At 70.9% G+C, this 15115-nt stretch carries 12 protein-coding genes; 7 read left to right on the top strand and 5 right to left on the bottom strand.

Going from position 1 to position 15115, the window contains the following annotated elements; all coding sequences use genetic code 11:
- Positions 1–59: 59 nt before the first annotated feature.
- Together ABD093_RS16730 and ABD093_RS16725 are read right to left on the bottom strand one after the other, a co-directional pair.
- Positions 60–884 (bottom strand): MerR family transcriptional regulator, encoded by an 825-nt coding sequence (locus ABD093_RS16730; RefSeq protein WP_343925909.1) that lies wholly within the window; start codon positions 882–884, stop codon positions 60–62.
- 34 nt (positions 885–918) lie between these two features.
- The gene (locus ABD093_RS16725; protein ID WP_193116823.1) at positions 919–1314 is read right to left on the bottom strand and encodes an MmcQ/YjbR family DNA-binding protein; all 396 of its coding nucleotides are present in this window, start codon (positions 1312–1314) and stop codon (positions 919–921) included.
- A gap of 62 nt (positions 1315–1376) precedes the next feature.
- Between ABD093_RS16725 and ABD093_RS16720 the strand changes: the two genes are divergently transcribed.
- The gene (locus ABD093_RS16720) at positions 1377–2363 is read left to right on the top strand and encodes a nucleoside hydrolase (RefSeq protein ID WP_343925907.1); all 987 of its coding nucleotides are present in this window, start codon (positions 1377–1379) and stop codon (positions 2361–2363) included.
- Between the two features lie 105 nt (positions 2364–2468).
- On the opposite strand, the gene ABD093_RS16715 is transcribed toward ABD093_RS16720, so the two are convergent.
- The 3 genes from ABD093_RS16715 to ABD093_RS16705 all read right to left on the bottom strand — a co-directional run bounded on the left by ABD093_RS16715 (position 2469) and on the right by ABD093_RS16705 (position 6334).
- On the bottom strand, positions 2469–3500 hold the full coding sequence (locus ABD093_RS16715; protein WP_319021530.1) for a MaoC/PaaZ C-terminal domain-containing protein: 1032 nt from the start codon (positions 3498–3500) through the stop codon (positions 2469–2471).
- The gene (locus tag ABD093_RS16710) at positions 3497–4855 is read right to left on the bottom strand and encodes a 3-oxoacyl-ACP reductase (protein ID WP_343925904.1); all 1359 of its coding nucleotides are present in this window, start codon (positions 4853–4855) and stop codon (positions 3497–3499) included. The genes ABD093_RS16715 and ABD093_RS16710 overlap by 4 nt, the downstream gene beginning before the upstream one ends.
- 162 nt (positions 4856–5017) lie before the next feature.
- The gene (locus ABD093_RS16705) at positions 5018–6334 is read right to left on the bottom strand and encodes an acetyl-CoA C-acetyltransferase (RefSeq protein ID WP_343925902.1); all 1317 of its coding nucleotides are present in this window, start codon (positions 6332–6334) and stop codon (positions 5018–5020) included.
- A gap of 120 nt (positions 6335–6454) precedes the next feature.
- On the opposite strand from ABD093_RS16705, the gene ABD093_RS16700 reads away from it, so the two are divergent.
- From ABD093_RS16700 to fucP, 6 genes are all read left to right on the top strand, one after another.
- A complete protein-coding gene (locus tag ABD093_RS16700) occupies positions 6455–7078 on the top strand; it encodes a TetR/AcrR family transcriptional regulator (RefSeq protein ID WP_343925900.1) in 624 nt (207 codons plus the stop codon).
- A complete protein-coding gene (locus ABD093_RS16695) occupies positions 7075–9225 on the top strand; it encodes an acyl-CoA dehydrogenase family protein (RefSeq protein ID WP_343925898.1) in 2151 nt (716 codons plus the stop codon). The genes ABD093_RS16700 and ABD093_RS16695 overlap by 4 nt, the downstream gene beginning before the upstream one ends.
- Before the next feature lie 206 nt (positions 9226–9431).
- Entirely contained in the window at positions 9432–11768 is a 2337-nt protein-coding gene (gene purL / locus ABD093_RS16690) for a phosphoribosylformylglycinamidine synthase subunit PurL (protein WP_343925896.1), read from the top strand.
- Between the two features lie 173 nt (positions 11769–11941).
- Positions 11942–12889, top strand: coding sequence for a sugar-binding transcriptional regulator (locus ABD093_RS16685; RefSeq protein WP_343925894.1), 948 nt, complete (start codon positions 11942–11944; stop codon positions 12887–12889).
- A 115-nt stretch (positions 12890–13004) separates the two neighbouring features.
- A complete protein-coding gene (gene deoC / locus ABD093_RS16680; protein ID WP_343925892.1) occupies positions 13005–13646 on the top strand; it encodes a deoxyribose-phosphate aldolase in 642 nt (213 codons plus the stop codon).
- A 5-nt stretch (positions 13647–13651) separates the two neighbouring features.
- Positions 13652–15115 (top strand): L-fucose:H+ symporter permease, encoded by a 1464-nt coding sequence (fucP, locus tag ABD093_RS16675; protein WP_343925890.1) that lies wholly within the window; start codon positions 13652–13654, stop codon positions 15113–15115.

Raw genomic sequence — 15115 nt, 5'->3', positions numbered from 1 at the left:
ACGTCCCGACGGGGCGACGGGGCTCTCCGTGGCTCACCCGCTGCGCGGCGTCTCAGCGCTCACTGCCAGGTCGCGGTCTCCGGGTCCACGCCCTGGGACCGGGCGCTCTCCTCGATCGCGCGCCGCAGCCAGACGGCGAGACCCTCGCCGCGCTCGTCGTAGTGCGCGGCGAATCTCGGATCCTCCGTGTACATCCGCGCCAGCACGACCTGCATCGAGGGCGTGCAGTCGTAGTGCCTCCCGATCGAAGCACGGTGGCGCTCGGCCAGCGCGTTCGCCTCCTCGCTCCCCGGCTCCACCCCGCGGCTCAGGGCCTCGGCGAGCGCGGCCTCGACCTCGTCGGTCTCGTCCTTGATCGTCTGCCACTGCGCCGCGTCCCAGGATCCGGTGCGGGCGGCGGACTGCTTCCAGGCGTCGGACCCGCCCCACCGCTCGCGGGCCTCGTCCTGGTAGGCGGGGTCCCAGTCGGTGCCGAAGATGCGGGCCTGCTCCTCGGGCGTCAGGCTGGTGCCCGTCGTGCTCTTCTCGTGCGTCATGTCGGTTCTCTCGATCATCTCGTCGACGGCCCGTGCCGTCTTCTCGAGCCGGTGGATCCGCTCCCGCAGGAGGGTCCGCTGGCGGTGGAGGTGCACGCCGGGATCGACGGATGGATCATCGAGGATCCGGCCGATCTCGGCGAGCGCCAGACCGAGCTCGCGGTAGACGAGCACCCGGTGGATCCGGGAGATGTCCTGCGCGTCGTACAGCCGATACCCCGACCAGGTGCGTCCGCTGGGACGCACCAGGCCGATCCCGTCCCAGTGATGCAGGGTGCGGACGCTCACGCCGACGAGGTCGGCGACGCGGCCCACGGTGAGGTCGTCAGGGGTGTGCTTCTCGGTCATGAGGACAACCTTCCGGCCTGACGTCGCGTGAGGGTCAAGCCCGGTCCTCGAGCTCCGCCACGAGGCGCTTCGGGGCCACCCTGCGATAGGACTCCTCGATCAGCTCGGCGAGCTCTGCGTCGGTGGTTCTCGCGTCCAGGTCCACACCGATCCAGCCGGACGCTCCGAGGTACGCGGGGGCGAAGGTGCGCGGATCCTCCGCCAGCGCGGCGGTCTCCGACGGCGGCAGGTGCACGAGCACCGCCTGAGGGTGCTGCTCCCACTGTCCGTCCACCTTCAGGGCCCCGCCGTAGTAGCAGTGGACCTTCACGGTGCAGAAGGCGGGTCGGCCATGGCTGATCTTCTCCTTCGCGCCGGGCAGGGCGAGCGCGACCGACCGCACGCGCTCCAGCATCGGATCGTCGTCGTCGAACATCTGTGGATGCGCCATGGGGAGATCCTGCCGTGATCGGCGGTGCTCCGCCAGCCCTCCGGTGGCTCTACGCTGGCCCGATGACCCTCCCCGTGCTGATCGACTGCGACACCGGCATCGACGATGCGATCGCCCTGACCTATCTCGCCTGCCGCCGTGACGTGGAGATCGCCGGCATCGTCTCCACCGGCGGCAACGTGCCCGTCCCCGCCGTGCACCGCAACAACCTCGCTCTGGCCGGGCTGCTCGACATCGCAGCGCCGATCTCGCTCGGAGCGTCGCACCCGCTCGCGCAGGAGCCGATGTATGCCGACGACACCCACGGCCCGCAGGGCCTCGGCCACGCCGTGCTCCCGGACCCTGAGCGCACCGAGGACCCCCGCTCGGGCGCACAGCTGTGGGTCGACATCGCCCGCGCGCATCCCGGCGAGCTCGTGGGTCTCGTGCTGGGCCCGCACACGAACCTCGCCCTCGCGCTCGAGATCGAGCCCGAGCTCCCGCGGCTGCTGAAGCGCCTGCACATCATGGGAGGGGCGATCAACCATCGGGGGAACACCGGGGCCACGAGCGAATGGAACTTCGCCGTGGATCCGGAGGCCGCCCAGCGCGTGCTCGCCGCCTTCACCGGCGCCCCGGCGCGCCCCGTGCTCGGGTCGCTCGAGGCCACCGAAGCGGTGCAGTTCCACCAGGACACCCTGGACCGGATCACGCAGCTCGGGGAGAGCACCGGCCACCCGGTGGCGATGATCCTCGCCGAGGCGCTGCGCTTCTACTTCGAGTTCCATCAGGCCGACGGTTTCGGCTGGATGGCGCATGTGCATGACCCGCTGGTCACCGCGCACGCGGTGACGGGGCAGTTCGCCGGGACGCGCCCGCTCCCGGTCGACGTCGAGCTCGCCGGTACCCTCACCCGCGGGCAGAGCGTGGGTGATGAGCTGGGCCGCTGGGGCCGGGAGCCGAACGTCGACGTGCTCACCGGCGTCCAGCCCAAGGCATTCATCGAGCACCTGCTCGCCACGCTCGAGGCAGGTCTCAGGGCGCAGGCGGCAGAGCGATCCGGCAACTGAGAGAGCACCCTGATCAGCGTGCACTCTCAGGGCGCTCTGTGAACAGGGGTCACTCTGACCAGGGATCTCTCTGGCCAGCGTGCCCTTGAACAGGGTGCTCTCTGATCAGCCGAGCGTGGTGACCGCGACCTCGAAGCAGCGACGCGGCCCCTTGTCCCCGGAGCCCGCACGCCAGCCCACGCAGCGCACGCCGCCGGAGCCGCGGTCGTCGCCGGAGCCCTGGGGGTCGCCGGAGCCGCGGTCATCGTCGTAGGCCACCAGCACCGTGCCCGGCAGCGTCACCGGGGCATCGAAGCTGACGTCCCAGCGCAGCGGCCGCGAGAGATCCACCCCGGATTCGGTGAAGGCCCGCGAGGCGGTGTACATCCCGTGGGCGATGGCGCGCGGGAATCCGAAGGCCTTCGCGCTCAGGGCGGAGAGATGGATCGGATTCACGTCTCCGGAGACGGCCGCGTATCGACGCCCGGTGTCTGCCGGGAGCTTCCACCGTCCGGTAGGACGGGGTGCCTCGAACGCCCGACGTGCGGAGTGCTCAGGGCCTCCGCTGCTCGTTGAGCCCGAGGCGCTGCCATCGGCGGCGCTCGCAGAACCGCTCTCCGCGCCCTCCCCCGTGATCAGGTAGGTGGAGACGTCGGTCGCGATGATCTCGCCATCCTGCCCGAGGATGGTGGAGACCGCCTCGAAGGTGCGGCCCTTGCGATGAGGCTGCAGATCCCGCACCCGGCACTCGACGTCCACCAGCTCCCCGACGCGCACGGGGCGGTGCTGCAGGATCTGGTTGCGCAGATGCACCAGACCCAGCAGTGCGAAGGGGACGTCGCGCCGGGCGAGGAGGGCGAGCGAGACCGGGAAGGCGAGCACGTGCAGCACGCCGGGATGGACCAGGTCGGTGGCCGGCCCACCCATCAGATGGTCGAAGTCGCGGGCGCGCTCGGCATCGATCCGCACCTTCCGCACCCGGTAGGCGATGCTCGGCAGGGTCGGATCGGCCTGCGGGGCCCGTCGGGCCCGTCGCGGATCCAGGGCCGAGCGGGGGTCCAGCGCCGCCGCATAGATGGCTGGGAACGAGGGGACCTCCGAGAGGTCCTTGATCCGCTCGCCCGTCTGGGAGGTCCCGGTGCCGGTCACGGCGCTCACTTCCCCACCATGTTCTGTCCGCACACACGCAGGGTCTCGCCGCGCAGGCCACCCGCTTCGTCGGAGGCGAGGAAGGCGATCGCCTCGGCGACGTCCACCGGAAGGCCTCCCTGCTGCAGGGAGTTCAGCCGTCGGGCGACCTCCCGGGTCAGGGCCGGCATCTTGGCGGTCATCTCGGTCTCGATGAACCCGGGCGCGACCGCGTTCGCGGTGCCGCCGATCGACTCCAGGCGGGCGGCGAGCGCACCGACGAAGGCGATCACGCCAGCCTTGGAGGCGGCGTAGTTCGTCTGCCCGCGGTTGCCGGCGATGCCGCTGGTGGAGGCCAGGGAGACGACGCGCGGCTGGTCGCCGAGCACGTCCCCGGCTTCGATCAGCGCCTGCGTGAGGGTGATCTGGCTGGAGATGTTCACCGCGAGCACGGGGACCCAGCGCTCCGGGGTCATGTTGGCGAACAGCTTGTCGCGGGTGATGCCGGCGTTGAGCACGGCGATGTCCAGGCTCAGCCCCCGCTCGCGCAGGAACGCCACCAGGCGGTCCCCCGCACCGTCGGAGGTGACGTCGAGCTGCACCGGTACCGCGCGCAGGTCGTTGGCCAGGCGCGAGAGCTCGGTGCCCGCGCCGGGTACGTCGAGGACCACGAGCTGGGCCCCGTCGGCCGCGAGGGTGCGGGCGATCGCCGCGCCGATCCCGCGGGCGGCGCCGGTGACCAGGGCGGTGCGCCCGGCGAGGGGCTTGGCGAGGTCCGCGGTGCGCGACCCGTCGGCGGTGGAGACCGTGAGGAACTGACCGGTGACGAAGGCGCTGCGGGCTGAGAGCAGGAAGCGCAGGGCCCCGGTCACGCCGGGGGCGTCGAGGTCCACGCCGTCGCGCACGAGGATGCCGTTGGCGGTCGCCCCGCCGCGCATCTCATGGGCGAGCGAGCGCAGGAAGCCCTCGACGCCGCCGCGGGCCGCATCGCGTGCGGGGTCCTCACCCCGGGCGGGACGGGAGATCGTGACGACCCGGGCGCCGGGGGCGAGGGAGCGCATCGCGCCGGACAGCGGGAGCAGGATCCTCCCGAGGTCCGCCGGAGTGCTGATCTCGTCGAGCACGGCGACGACCGAGCCGACCGAGCGCAGCTCGTCGAAGCGTCGGCGCACGTCGATGCCCTGACCGAGGAGGTCACGGGTGATCTGCTCGGCGCCCGCGGAGTCCCCGAGCACGACCACCGGCCCGAGCACGGGCTCGGGGCGGTCGCCGCGACGTGGGAGCGTCGAGGGACGGGGCAGGCCCACCTGCTTGGCGATGAGCTTGCCCGGAGCGGAGCGGACGAACTTCGTGTAGGTGTCTGTTCTGGCAGCGGTGTCGGTCATGGGGTCTCCTTCACACGAGGGTGCGGCGTCGAGGACGCGGAGTCTGGTCTGGACGGATCTGAGAGGGCCGGGTCGGCACGAGGCGGCCCGGACGGCGCCGGCAGGGTCGGCAGTGTCGAGTGTGTCGAGTGTGTCGACTGGTGCCGGCCGGCGCCGGGCGTGTCAGTCGGTGACCGACTCGAGCAGCACGACGGCGCCCTGGCCGGCCGCGGCGCACACCGAGATCAGGCCGCGCTGGACGCGGCCGGTCTCGACCGCCCGCTGGTGCAGCAGCTTGGAGAGGGTCGCGACCAGGCGCCCGCCGGTCGCGGCGAAGGGGTGCCCCGCCGCGAGGGAGGAGCCGGTGACGTTGAGCTTGCTGCGGTCGATCGCACCCAGCGGGCCGCCCCGGCCCAGCTTCTCCCGGCAGAACTCCTCGGACTCCCAGGCGGCGAGGGTCGACAGCACGGTGGAGGCGAACGCCTCGTGGATCTCGTAGAGGTCGAGGTCCTGCAGGGTCAGGCCGTTGTCGTCCAGCATCTCGGGCACGGCGTAGGCCGGCGCCATGAGGAGCCCCTCCGCGCCGTGCGCGAAGTCGACGGCGGCGCTGCGGGCATCGACCACCCGGGCCAGTGGCGTCAGGCCGTGCTCATCGGCCCACTCCTGGCTGCCCATCAGCACCGCGGAGGCACCGTCGCTGAGCGGGGTGGAGTTTCCGGCGGTCATCGTGGGCTCGCTGACCTGCGGCGACTTCACGCCGAACACGGGCTTGAGCGAGCCGAGCTTCTCGAGAGTGGAGTCCGCGCGCAGGTTCTGGTCCCGGGCGAGGCCCCGGTAGCCGGTGACCAGGTCGTCGAAGAAGCCCGCGTCGTAGGCGGCCGCGAGGTTCTGGTGCGAGGCCAGCGCCAGCTCGTCCTGGGCCTCGCGGGTGATGCTCCACTGGGCCCCGGTGAGCGCCTGGTGCTCACCCATCGACAGGCCCGTGCGCGGTTCGCCGTTGCGGGGCGGGACCGGGGTGAGATCTGCGGGACGGATCGCACTGAGCGCCTTCACCCGCTGCATCGCGGTCTTGGCCGCGAAGGCCCGGTGCAGGATCCGACGCAGCCGCGGGGTGACCTCGATCGGGGAGTCCGAGGCGGAGTCCACGCCGCAGGCGATGCCGGAGTCGATCTGGCCGAGCTGGATCCGATTGGACAGGTGGACCATGGTCTCCAGGCTCGTGGCGCAGGCCCGGGACATGTCCAGGGCGGGCGTGCGCGGGTCCAGGGGGGTCCCCAGTGCGCTCTCGCGCGTGAGGTTCAGGTCGCCGGCGAGCTTGAGGACGGCGCCGCCGGCGATCTCGCCGAGCTTCTCGCCCTGCAGGCTGAAGCGGGCGACCAGTCCATCCAGTGCCGCGGTCAGCAGGTCCTGGTTGGAGATCCCTGCGTAGGGACCGCCGGAGCGGGCGAACGGGATGCGGTTGCCGCCGAGGATCAGGGCGTCGCGCGGGAAGTCAGTCACTGGGTGCACCTCTTCGTGGTCACTGCGTACGGTGGGCGAACGGAAGATCGTCGTCGGCCTCGACATTACATAGAACCGGGACTTTACATAGAACCGTCGGTACTTGATACCCTAGGTTCTGTGAACGCGACGACGCAAGCCCCCGTGGATGGCCGATCGGCCCGCTGGGCCCGCCACCGGGAGGAGAGGCGGGCCGAGCTGCTGGACATCGCCCGGCACCTCATCCATGACAACGGCCCCGACGTGACGATGGAGGACATCGCCGCGGCCTCGGGGACCTCGAAATCGATCGTCTACCGGTACTTCGAGGACAAGGCCTCGCTCCAGAGGGCGCTCGGGCGCAGCATCCTGACGTCCATGCACGCCAAGCTCCTGGACGAGATGCGGGAGCTCGAATCCGCTGTGGGCCGCGAGCCGGATGCCGATGAGCGCATCCACGCCATGATCCGCGCCTACGTCGAGACCGCGCAGCGCTCCCCCGGCGTCTACCGCTTCGTCACCCGTCCCAGCGACGGGCTGAACCACTTCCTGCACTCCGTCTCCCGCCTGGTCGCCACCTTCCTCCCGAGCACCGTCCCCGCCCCCCAGATCTGGGCGCACGGTGCCGTCGGCTTCGTCGAGGGCGCTGTGGACACCTGGATGAGCGAGATCGAGTCGCGCCCCGACCCCGACCACCCCCCGCTCACCTCCGACCAGCTCGTCATCCACCTCGTCACCTGGCTCATGAAGGGAATGCACGCATGACTGTCAACGCCGACCGACTCACCGATCTTTCGGGTACCGCTTCCGAAGACGCCGCCCCGGCGACGTCAAGCCCGACACCGACCGGCCCGATCCCCGTCCCGCCGAGCGGAGCAGACCGGCTCGACGTCCCGGCGGTCTCCGAGGCCCTGATGGGCAAGTGGGCCGACGCCCGCCGCACGGCCCGGGTGCGTGCCGCCCGTCCCGAGCTGCACCGTCCGCTCGACGTCACCGTCGCCGAGCACCGCGAGCTCACCTACGCGCAGATGGAGATCCTCGCCGAGGAGAACGTCTCGTGGCTGATGATGCCCGAGCACCTCGGCGGCCCCAACGACAACGGCGGCAATGTCGCCAGCTTCGAGGAGCTCGTCGTCGCCGATCCCTCGCTGCAGATCAAGGCGGGCGTGCAGTGGGGCCTGTTCACCTCGGCGATCGTGCAGCTCGGCAGCGAGGAGCAGCAGAAGGCCTGGGTGCCCGATGCGATGAGCCTGGCCACCCCCGGTGCCTTCGCCATGACCGAGATCGGCCACGGCTCCGACGTCCAGGCGCTCGCCACGACGGCGACCTACGACGCCGCCACCGAGGAGTGGGTGCTGAACACCCCGTTCTCCGCCGCGTGGAAGGAGTTCCTCGGCAACGCCGCCCTCCACGCCAAAGCCGCGACGGTCTTCGCCCGGCTCATCACCGAGGGCGTGGACCACGGCGTGCACTGCTTCTACGTGCCCGTGCGCGATGCCGAGGGCGAGCTGCTGCCGGGGGTGCGCAGCAAGGACGACGGCCCCAAGGGCGGGCTGAACGGCATCGACAACGGTCGACTCGCCTTCGACCAGGTGCGGGTGCCCCGCACCAACCTGCTGAACCGCTATGGCGATGTCGCCGCCGACGGCACCTACACCTCACCGATCGAGTCCCCCGGCCGCCGGTTCTTCACCATGCTCGGCACCCTCGTGCAAGGCCGCGTCTCCCTGGACGGCTCCGCGAACCGGGCCAGCCAGCTCGCCCTGCACATCGCGATCACCTATGCGACGCAGCGCCGACAGTTCACGGCCGCCGATCCCACGCAGGAGACGGTGCTGATGGACTACCAGGCGCATCTGCACCGCCTGCTGCCCAAGCTCGCCGCCACCTACGCCGGCGCCTTCGCCCATGAGCAGCTGCTGCAGGCCTTCGACGATGTGTTCTCGGGCCGTGAGGACGATCCCGAGGCCCGTGAGGATCTGGAGACCCTCGCCGCTGCGCTCAAGCCCACCTCGACCCGGCTCGCCCTGGACACCATCCAGGAATGCCGCGAGGCCTGTGGAGGCGCAGGGTTTATCGCCGAGAACCAGCTCGTCGGCCTCCACCAGGACCTCGACGTGTACGCCACCTTCGAGGGCGACAACACCGTGCTGATGCAGCTGGTCGCCAAGCGCCTGCTGAGCGACTACACCTCCGAGCTCAAGAGCGTGGACCGCGCCGGCATCGGTCGCTTCATCGCCCAGCGAGCCGAGGTGCTCGCCAAGCGCCACACCCCGTGGGCACGGCTCGCACAGGATCTCAGCGACCGGGGCAACTCCCGTCGGGCCTTCGACTCGATGCGCCAGAGCGAGTTCCAGGAGGAGATGCTCACGGCACGCGCCCGGGTGAAGGTCGAGGAGGTCGCGCTCTCGCTGCGATCCGCCGCGAAGATGAGTCCGGCGGACGCCGCCACGGAGGTCAACAAGCATCAGGTCGAGATGCTGGAGGCGGCCCGCGCCCACGCGGACCTGGTCCGATGGCGCGCCTTCACGACCGCGATCGAGAAGCTCGAGGACGAGGGCTCACGCACGGTGCTGACCGAGCTCCGCGATCTGTTCGGGCTCACGGTCATCCAGGACGATCTGGCGTGGTTCCTGCTGGGCGGCATGATCTCCGCCCAGCGCGGACGTCAGATCGGCTCGGACGTGCGGCGCCTGCTGTGGCGCCTCCGCCCCCATGTGCTGGACCTCGTGGCGGCGTTCGACATCCGTCCCGGTCATGTGCGCGCTCCGATCGCCCTGGGCGGGGAGAAGGAGCGGCAGGACGAGGCCGCCGCCTACTTCCGGGCGCAGCGAGCGAGCTCGGAGGCACCCGTCAGCGAGAAGGTCCTGCGGGACCGCGAGAAGACGGCACGTCGCGCCCAGAAGCGCTGAGCGGGACGGTCCGCCCGCTCCGACCCGGGCACCCCGCGCTCGCCCCGGCGAGCACGAGGTGCCCGTCACCGTCCTCACGGTGGGCGCTCGCGCCTGCAGGAGCCCGGCGATCGTAGACTGTGGGGGCCGAGGCGGCTCGTCCGCCCTCCGGCGCCGGCAACCGCCGGTGCTCCTGTGCCCTCGTGATGAACGGACCCGATCCCGCGATGACCGCTGACGCCCTCCACCCTGAGACCGCCGCACCGGACAGCCGGTCCGGGGACGTCGACACCGTCGAGCATGCCGCCAGCACGCCCGACCAGGCCCAGCCGTTCGCCGAGCTCGGCCTCAAGGACGACGAGTACGCGAGCATCCGCGAGATCCTGGGCCGCCGCCCCACCAACGCCGAGCTGGCCATGTACTCGGTGATGTGGTCGGAGCACTGCTCCTACAAGTCCTCCAAGAAGCACCTGAGCACCTTCGGCAAGCACACCACGGAGACGATGCGCGAGAAGCTCCTGGTGGGCATGGGCGAGAACGCCGGCGTCGTCGACATCGGCGACGGCTGGGCGGTCACCTTCAAGGTCGAGTCCCACAACCACCCGTCCTATGTGGAGCCCTACCAGGGCGCCGCGACCGGCGTGGGCGGCATCGTGCGCGACATCATCGCCATGGGCGCCCGCCCCGTCGCCGTCATGGATCAGCTGCGCTTCGGCGCCATCGACCACCCCGACACCGCCCGCGTGGTGCACGGCGTGGTCTCCGGCGTGGGCGGCTACGGCAACTCCCTCGGCCTGCCCAATATCGGCGGTGAGACCGTCTTCGATGCCGCCTACCAGACCAATCCCCTGGTCAACGCACTCGCCATCGGCGTGCTGCGCCACGAGGACATCCACCTCGCCTCCGCCACCGGCGCAGGGAACAAGGTGATCCTGTTCGGTGCGCGCACCGGCGGCGACGGGATCGGCGGCGCCTCGATCCTCGCCTCGGAGACCTTCGACGAGGGCGGCCCCGTCAAGCGCCCCAGCGTCCAGGTGGGCGACCCCTTCATGGAGAAGGTCCTCATCGAGTGCTGCCTCGAGCTGTACGCGGCGCATACCGTCGAGGGCATCCAGGACCTCGGCGCCGCCGGGATCTCCTGCGCCACCAGCGAGCTGGCCGCCAACGGCAGCTCCGGGATGCACATCCACCTCGAGAACGTGCTGCTGCGCGACCCCACCCTGAACGCCGGCGAGATCCTCATGAGCGAGTCGCAGGAGCGCATGATGGCCGTGGTCAGCCCCGAGAAGCTGGCCGAGTTCGAGGCGATCGTGGACAAGTGGGACGTCGAGGCCTCCGTGATCGGCGAGGTCACCGGGGACGGTCGCCTCACCATCGACCACGACGGGCACCGCATCGTCGACGTCGACCCCTCGACCGTCGCGATCGACGGCCCGGTCTACGACCGCCCCTATTCCCGGCCGGACTGGCAGGACGCCCTGCAGGCCGACCGCGCCGAGGCGCTCCCCCGCCCTGAGGACGCCGAGGAGCTCGCCCGCACCCTGCGCGAGCTCATCGCCTCCCCGAACCTGGCCTCGAAGGGATGGGTCACCGACCAGTTCGACCGGTACGTCGGCGGGAACACCGCGCTCTCGATGCCCGACGACGCCGGCGTGCTGCGCGTGGACGAGGAGACCGGGCGCGGGGTCGCCCTCGCGACGGATGCCAACGGCCGGTACACCAAGCTCGACCCCCGCACCGGCGCCCAGCTCGCGCTGGCCGAGGCCTACCGCAACGTGGCCACCTCCGGCGCCGTGCCGCTGGCGATCTCCGACTGCCTGAACTTCGGCTCCCCGGAGGACCCGGGCCCGATGTGGCAGCTCGTCGAGGCGATCGGCGGCCTCGCCGAGGCCTGCGAGACCCTCGGGGTGCCCGTCACGGGTGGGAACGTCTCCCTGTACAACTCCACCGGCGAGCCCGGGAACATCGACTCGGCGATCCACCCCACCCCCGTGGTCGGCGTGCTGGGCGTGTTCGACGACGTCGCCTGCCGCGTCCCCTCGGGCTGGCAGGGCGCGGGCCTCTCGGTGGTCCTGCTGGGCACCACCCGCGAGGAGCTCTCGGGCTCCGCCTGGGCAGACGTGATCCACCGTCACCTCGGCGGTCTGCCCCCGCAGGTCGACCTCGAGGCCGAGCGCTCGCTCGCCCGCGTGCTCATCGCCGCCGCCCAGGAGGGCGTCGCCGCAGCCTCGCACGACCTGTCCGAGGGCGGCCTCGCCCAGGCGCTCGTCGAGTCGACCACCCGCTTCGGCACCGGCGCGCAGATCGACCTCGACGCGCTGCTCGAGCGCGACGGCGTGGACCTCGCCTCCGCCCTGTTCTCGGAGTCCCAGGCCCGAGCGCTCGTCGCCGTCCCGGCCGAGCAGGCCGCGCGCCTGGAGGCACTGTGCACCGAGCACGGTGTGCCGCATCTGGTGATCGGCACCAGCGGTGCGGACACCCTGGACATCCAGGGTGTCGGTGCCTTCGCGGTCTCCGAGCTGCGCACCCTGCGCGAGGGCACCCTGCCCCGCTACTTCGGCTGAGCCGGCGCCTGCGCCTGCGCCTGAGCCAGAGCCAGAACCAGAACCTGCGCGGGCCCGGTCCACGACGGGCAGGGCTCCCGGCTCCCGGCTCCCGGCTCCCGGCTCCCGGCTCCCGGCTCCCGGCTCCCGGCTCCCGGCTCCCGGCTCCCGGCTCCCGAGGGAAGGATCCGACGATGGCGCGAGACCGCTACGGGCTGACCCCGCGTGATCGCCTGTCCCTGGACGCCGCCAAGCTCTACCATGCCGGCGGCCTCTCCCAGCAGGAGATCGCCCAGACTCTCCACGTCTCCCGGCCGACGGTCTCCAAGCTCGTCGCCACTGCGCGCGAGCGCGGCTTCGTGCGCACGCTCGTCGCCGATCCCCGGGAGTCCGACGCCGCGTTGATCTCCGAGCTGCAGGAGCACTTCTGCCTCGCGGAGCTGCGCCTGGTGGTCCCCGTGGGCCGCGGCCCGATGGACAACCGGTATGCGCTCGGCTCCGGCGCCGCCGAGATGCTCGGTGCCCATCTCTCCACGGGCGAGGACGTGCTGGGCTTCTGGTGGTCGGATGCGATCCATGCCGTCACCGAGGCGATGGACCGCCAGCGCCTGAGACCTCGTGCCCTGGTGCAGCTCAACGGCACCGATCCCGGAGTCGAGGTGGATGCGGCCCTGGCGGCCTTCACCGCTCGTTCCGCAGTCCCGGTCCATCCCTATCCGTTCCCGATCCTGCACGACAGCGTCGCCGCACGGCTCGACGCCGAGAACGATCCGGCCTCACGCCAGGTGCTCGCGCTGCGCGCGGAGTGCGCCGCGGTCGTGTTCGGCGCGGAGACTCCCGCCGCGACGGCGCTGCACCGATCGCCGCTGCTCTCCGCGGAGGACCGTCGGCACATCGAGGACCACGCCGTGGGGCAGATCTGCGGGCGATACATCGATGCCGAGGGGCGGATCGTCGCCCCGTCGCTGAGCCAGCGCACGCTCGGACCCACCCTCTCCGAGCTGCGGCGTCTGCGACGCACGGTCCTCGTCACCAGCGGCCTCGAGATGCTGCCGCTGATCCGGGCGGTTCTGGAGAACCGGTACGCGAACCACCTGGTGACGGACCTCGCGACGGCGACGGCCCTCGCCGAGACCCTCTGAGCCCGGCCCTGCCGGCCCCTGCCCACCATCGACATCGGCACATACGTGCCATCTTGCCGTTGCAGCCGCTCCGCACCGGGACCTTCACTAGGGGTATCCGAACAAAGGAGTTGGAATGGATACCGCATCGTTGATCGATCACACGCTGCTCGCCCCCGACGCGACGGCGCAGCAGGTGAGCATCCTGTGCCACGAGGCCGCCGAGAACGGCTTCCTCACCGTGTGCGTCAGCCCCACCCGCGTGGCGCAGGCCGCCCATGAGCTCGAGGACCACGCCACCCTGGTCTGCACCGTGGTCGGGTTCCCCTCCGGGGCGCAGCTGCCCTCCGTGAAGGCCGCCGAGACCGCCGCCGCCGTGGCGGACGGGGCCGCCGAGATCGACATGGTGATCTCCCTCGGCGCCGTCGAGGACGGCGACTGGGAGCGTGTGCGCGAGGACATCGCCGCCGTGGTCGAGGCCAGCGGCGACGCCCTGGTCAAGGTCATCCTCGAGACCGCGCTGCTGAGCGACGCCCAGATCACCGCCGCCTGCGAGGCCTCCGAGCAGGCAGGGGCCGACTTCGTGAAGACCTCCACCGGCTTCGCCTCCGGGGGCGCGAGCGTCGAGGCGGTCTCCCTCATGCGCGCCGCCGTCGGCGACCGCCTCGGGGTGAAGGCCTCCGGCGGCATCCGCGATGCCGAGACCCTCTACGCGATGGTCGACGCCGGGGCCACCCGCATCGGTGCCTCCGCCGGCTCTGCGCTGCTGGGACGGTGACCGCCATGAACTCGATGCGCGACGACGCCGGCACCAGCGCTGCCACCACCGCCACGACCGAGGGGGAGGTCGGCCTCCCGAACACCTCCTGGGGCCTGATCAAGGACCGTTCCCGCCAGCTGCGCGACGGCTACCTCGACCGCACTCCGAGGTTCCAGTTCATCCTGCTGTCGATCTGCTTCCCCATGTGGGGCATGGCCGCCAGCATGAACGACATCCTCATCACCCAGTTCAAGGCCGTCTTCGAGCTCTCGGACTTCGCCTCCGCCTTCGTGCAGTCCGCTTTCTACGGCGGCTACTTCCTGATCGCGATCCCGGCCAGCCGGGTCATCCGTCGCACGAGCTACAAGACCGGTCTGCTCATCGGGCTGAGCGTCTACGTGCTGGGCTGCGTGCTGTTCTTCCCCGCCTCGCAGGTCGCCACCTACGCGGTGTTCCTCGGATCGCTGTTCTCGATCGCGATCGGCCTGTCCTTCCTGGAGACCTCCGCGAACACGTACTCCTCGATGATCGGCGAGCGCAAGAAGGCCACCCTGCGCCTGAACATCTCGCAGACCTTCACCGCCGTCGGCTTCCTCGGCGGCGCCGTGCTCGGCAAGTACCTCGTCTTCACGGACGGCGACGCCCTGCACGCCCAGATCGCGAACGCCGCGACCGAGGCGGAGCGGGCCGCGATCACCTCCGAGGCCCTGGGGCGCACCCTGGATCCGTACAAGGTGATCCTGGTGCTGCTGCTGGTGCTCGTGGTGCTCATCGCGATCACCCAGTACCCGCATTCGAAGCCCCTGCGCGAGGACGCCTCCGAGGCCAAGGCCCCGCTCGGCGAGACCCTCGCCCACCTCCTGAAGAACCGGATCTTCTGCGCGGGGATCCTCACCCAGTTCCTGTACGTCGGGATGCAGACCGCCCTGTGGTCCTTCACCATCCGCCTGGCCATGGACCTGGACCCCTCGATCAACGAGCGCTCCGCCGCCTCGTACCTGATCGCCGGCTTCATCGCCTTCTTCGCCGGCAAGTTCATCGCGAACTTCCTCATGACGAAGATCGACGAGGACCTCGTGCTCATCGGCTACGCGGCGCTGGGCATGCTCACGATCGTGTACATCGTCGCGGTCCCGAACTTCACCTCGGTGTATGCGGCGATCGTCGCCTCCGCACTGCTCGGGCCCTGCTGGGCCACGATCTTCGCCCGCAACCTCGACGTCATCGAGGACAAGCGGTTCACCGAGACCGGCGGCGCGATCATCGTCATGTCGATCATCGGCGGCGCGTTCATCCCCGCCGTGCAGGGCCTGCTCTCCGACTCGCTGGGCTCGATGCGGCTCAGCTTCCTCGTGAACTTCTTCTGCTTCGGTGCGGTGCTGCTGTTCTTCGTCGCCCTGCGCCGTCGCAGCCTCGCGCAGCGCACTGCTACCCGGGCCGACGCCACGGCCGACACTGCTGGCGATGCCCGGACCGAGGTGCGCTGA

The sequence above is a fragment of the Brachybacterium tyrofermentans genome (genome assembly GCF_039526165.1).
GTDB classification, from domain to species: domain Bacteria; phylum Actinomycetota; class Actinomycetes; order Actinomycetales; family Dermabacteraceae; genus Brachybacterium; species Brachybacterium tyrofermentans.
This window is presented reverse-complemented; position numbering and strand designations above follow the sequence as displayed.

What these genes read in the sequence shown, in the direction of transcription:
- ABD093_RS16730 (WP_343925909.1), bottom strand. Translation starts at nt 884, where the DNA reads ATGACCGAGAAGCACACCCCTGACGACCTCACCGTGGGCCGCGTCGCC.
- ABD093_RS16725 (WP_193116823.1), bottom strand. Translation starts at nt 1,314, where the DNA reads ATGGCGCATCCACAGATGTTCGACGACGACGATCCGATGCTGGAGCGC.
- ABD093_RS16720 (WP_343925907.1), top strand. Translation starts at nt 1,377, where the DNA reads ATGACCCTCCCCGTGCTGATCGACTGCGACACCGGCATCGACGATGCG.
- ABD093_RS16710 (WP_343925904.1), bottom strand. Translation starts at nt 4,855, where the DNA reads ATGACCGACACCGCTGCCAGAACAGACACCTACACGAAGTTCGTCCGC.
- ABD093_RS16695 (WP_343925898.1), top strand. Translation starts at nt 7,075, where the DNA reads ATGACTGTCAACGCCGACCGACTCACCGATCTTTCGGGTACCGCTTCC.
- purL (WP_343925896.1), top strand. Translation starts at nt 9,432, where the DNA reads ATGACCGCTGACGCCCTCCACCCTGAGACCGCCGCACCGGACAGCCGG.
- ABD093_RS16685 (WP_343925894.1), top strand. Translation starts at nt 11,942, where the DNA reads ATGGCGCGAGACCGCTACGGGCTGACCCCGCGTGATCGCCTGTCCCTG.
- deoC (WP_343925892.1), top strand. Translation starts at nt 13,005, where the DNA reads ATGGATACCGCATCGTTGATCGATCACACGCTGCTCGCCCCCGACGCG.
- fucP (WP_343925890.1), top strand. Translation starts at nt 13,652, where the DNA reads ATGAACTCGATGCGCGACGACGCCGGCACCAGCGCTGCCACCACCGCC.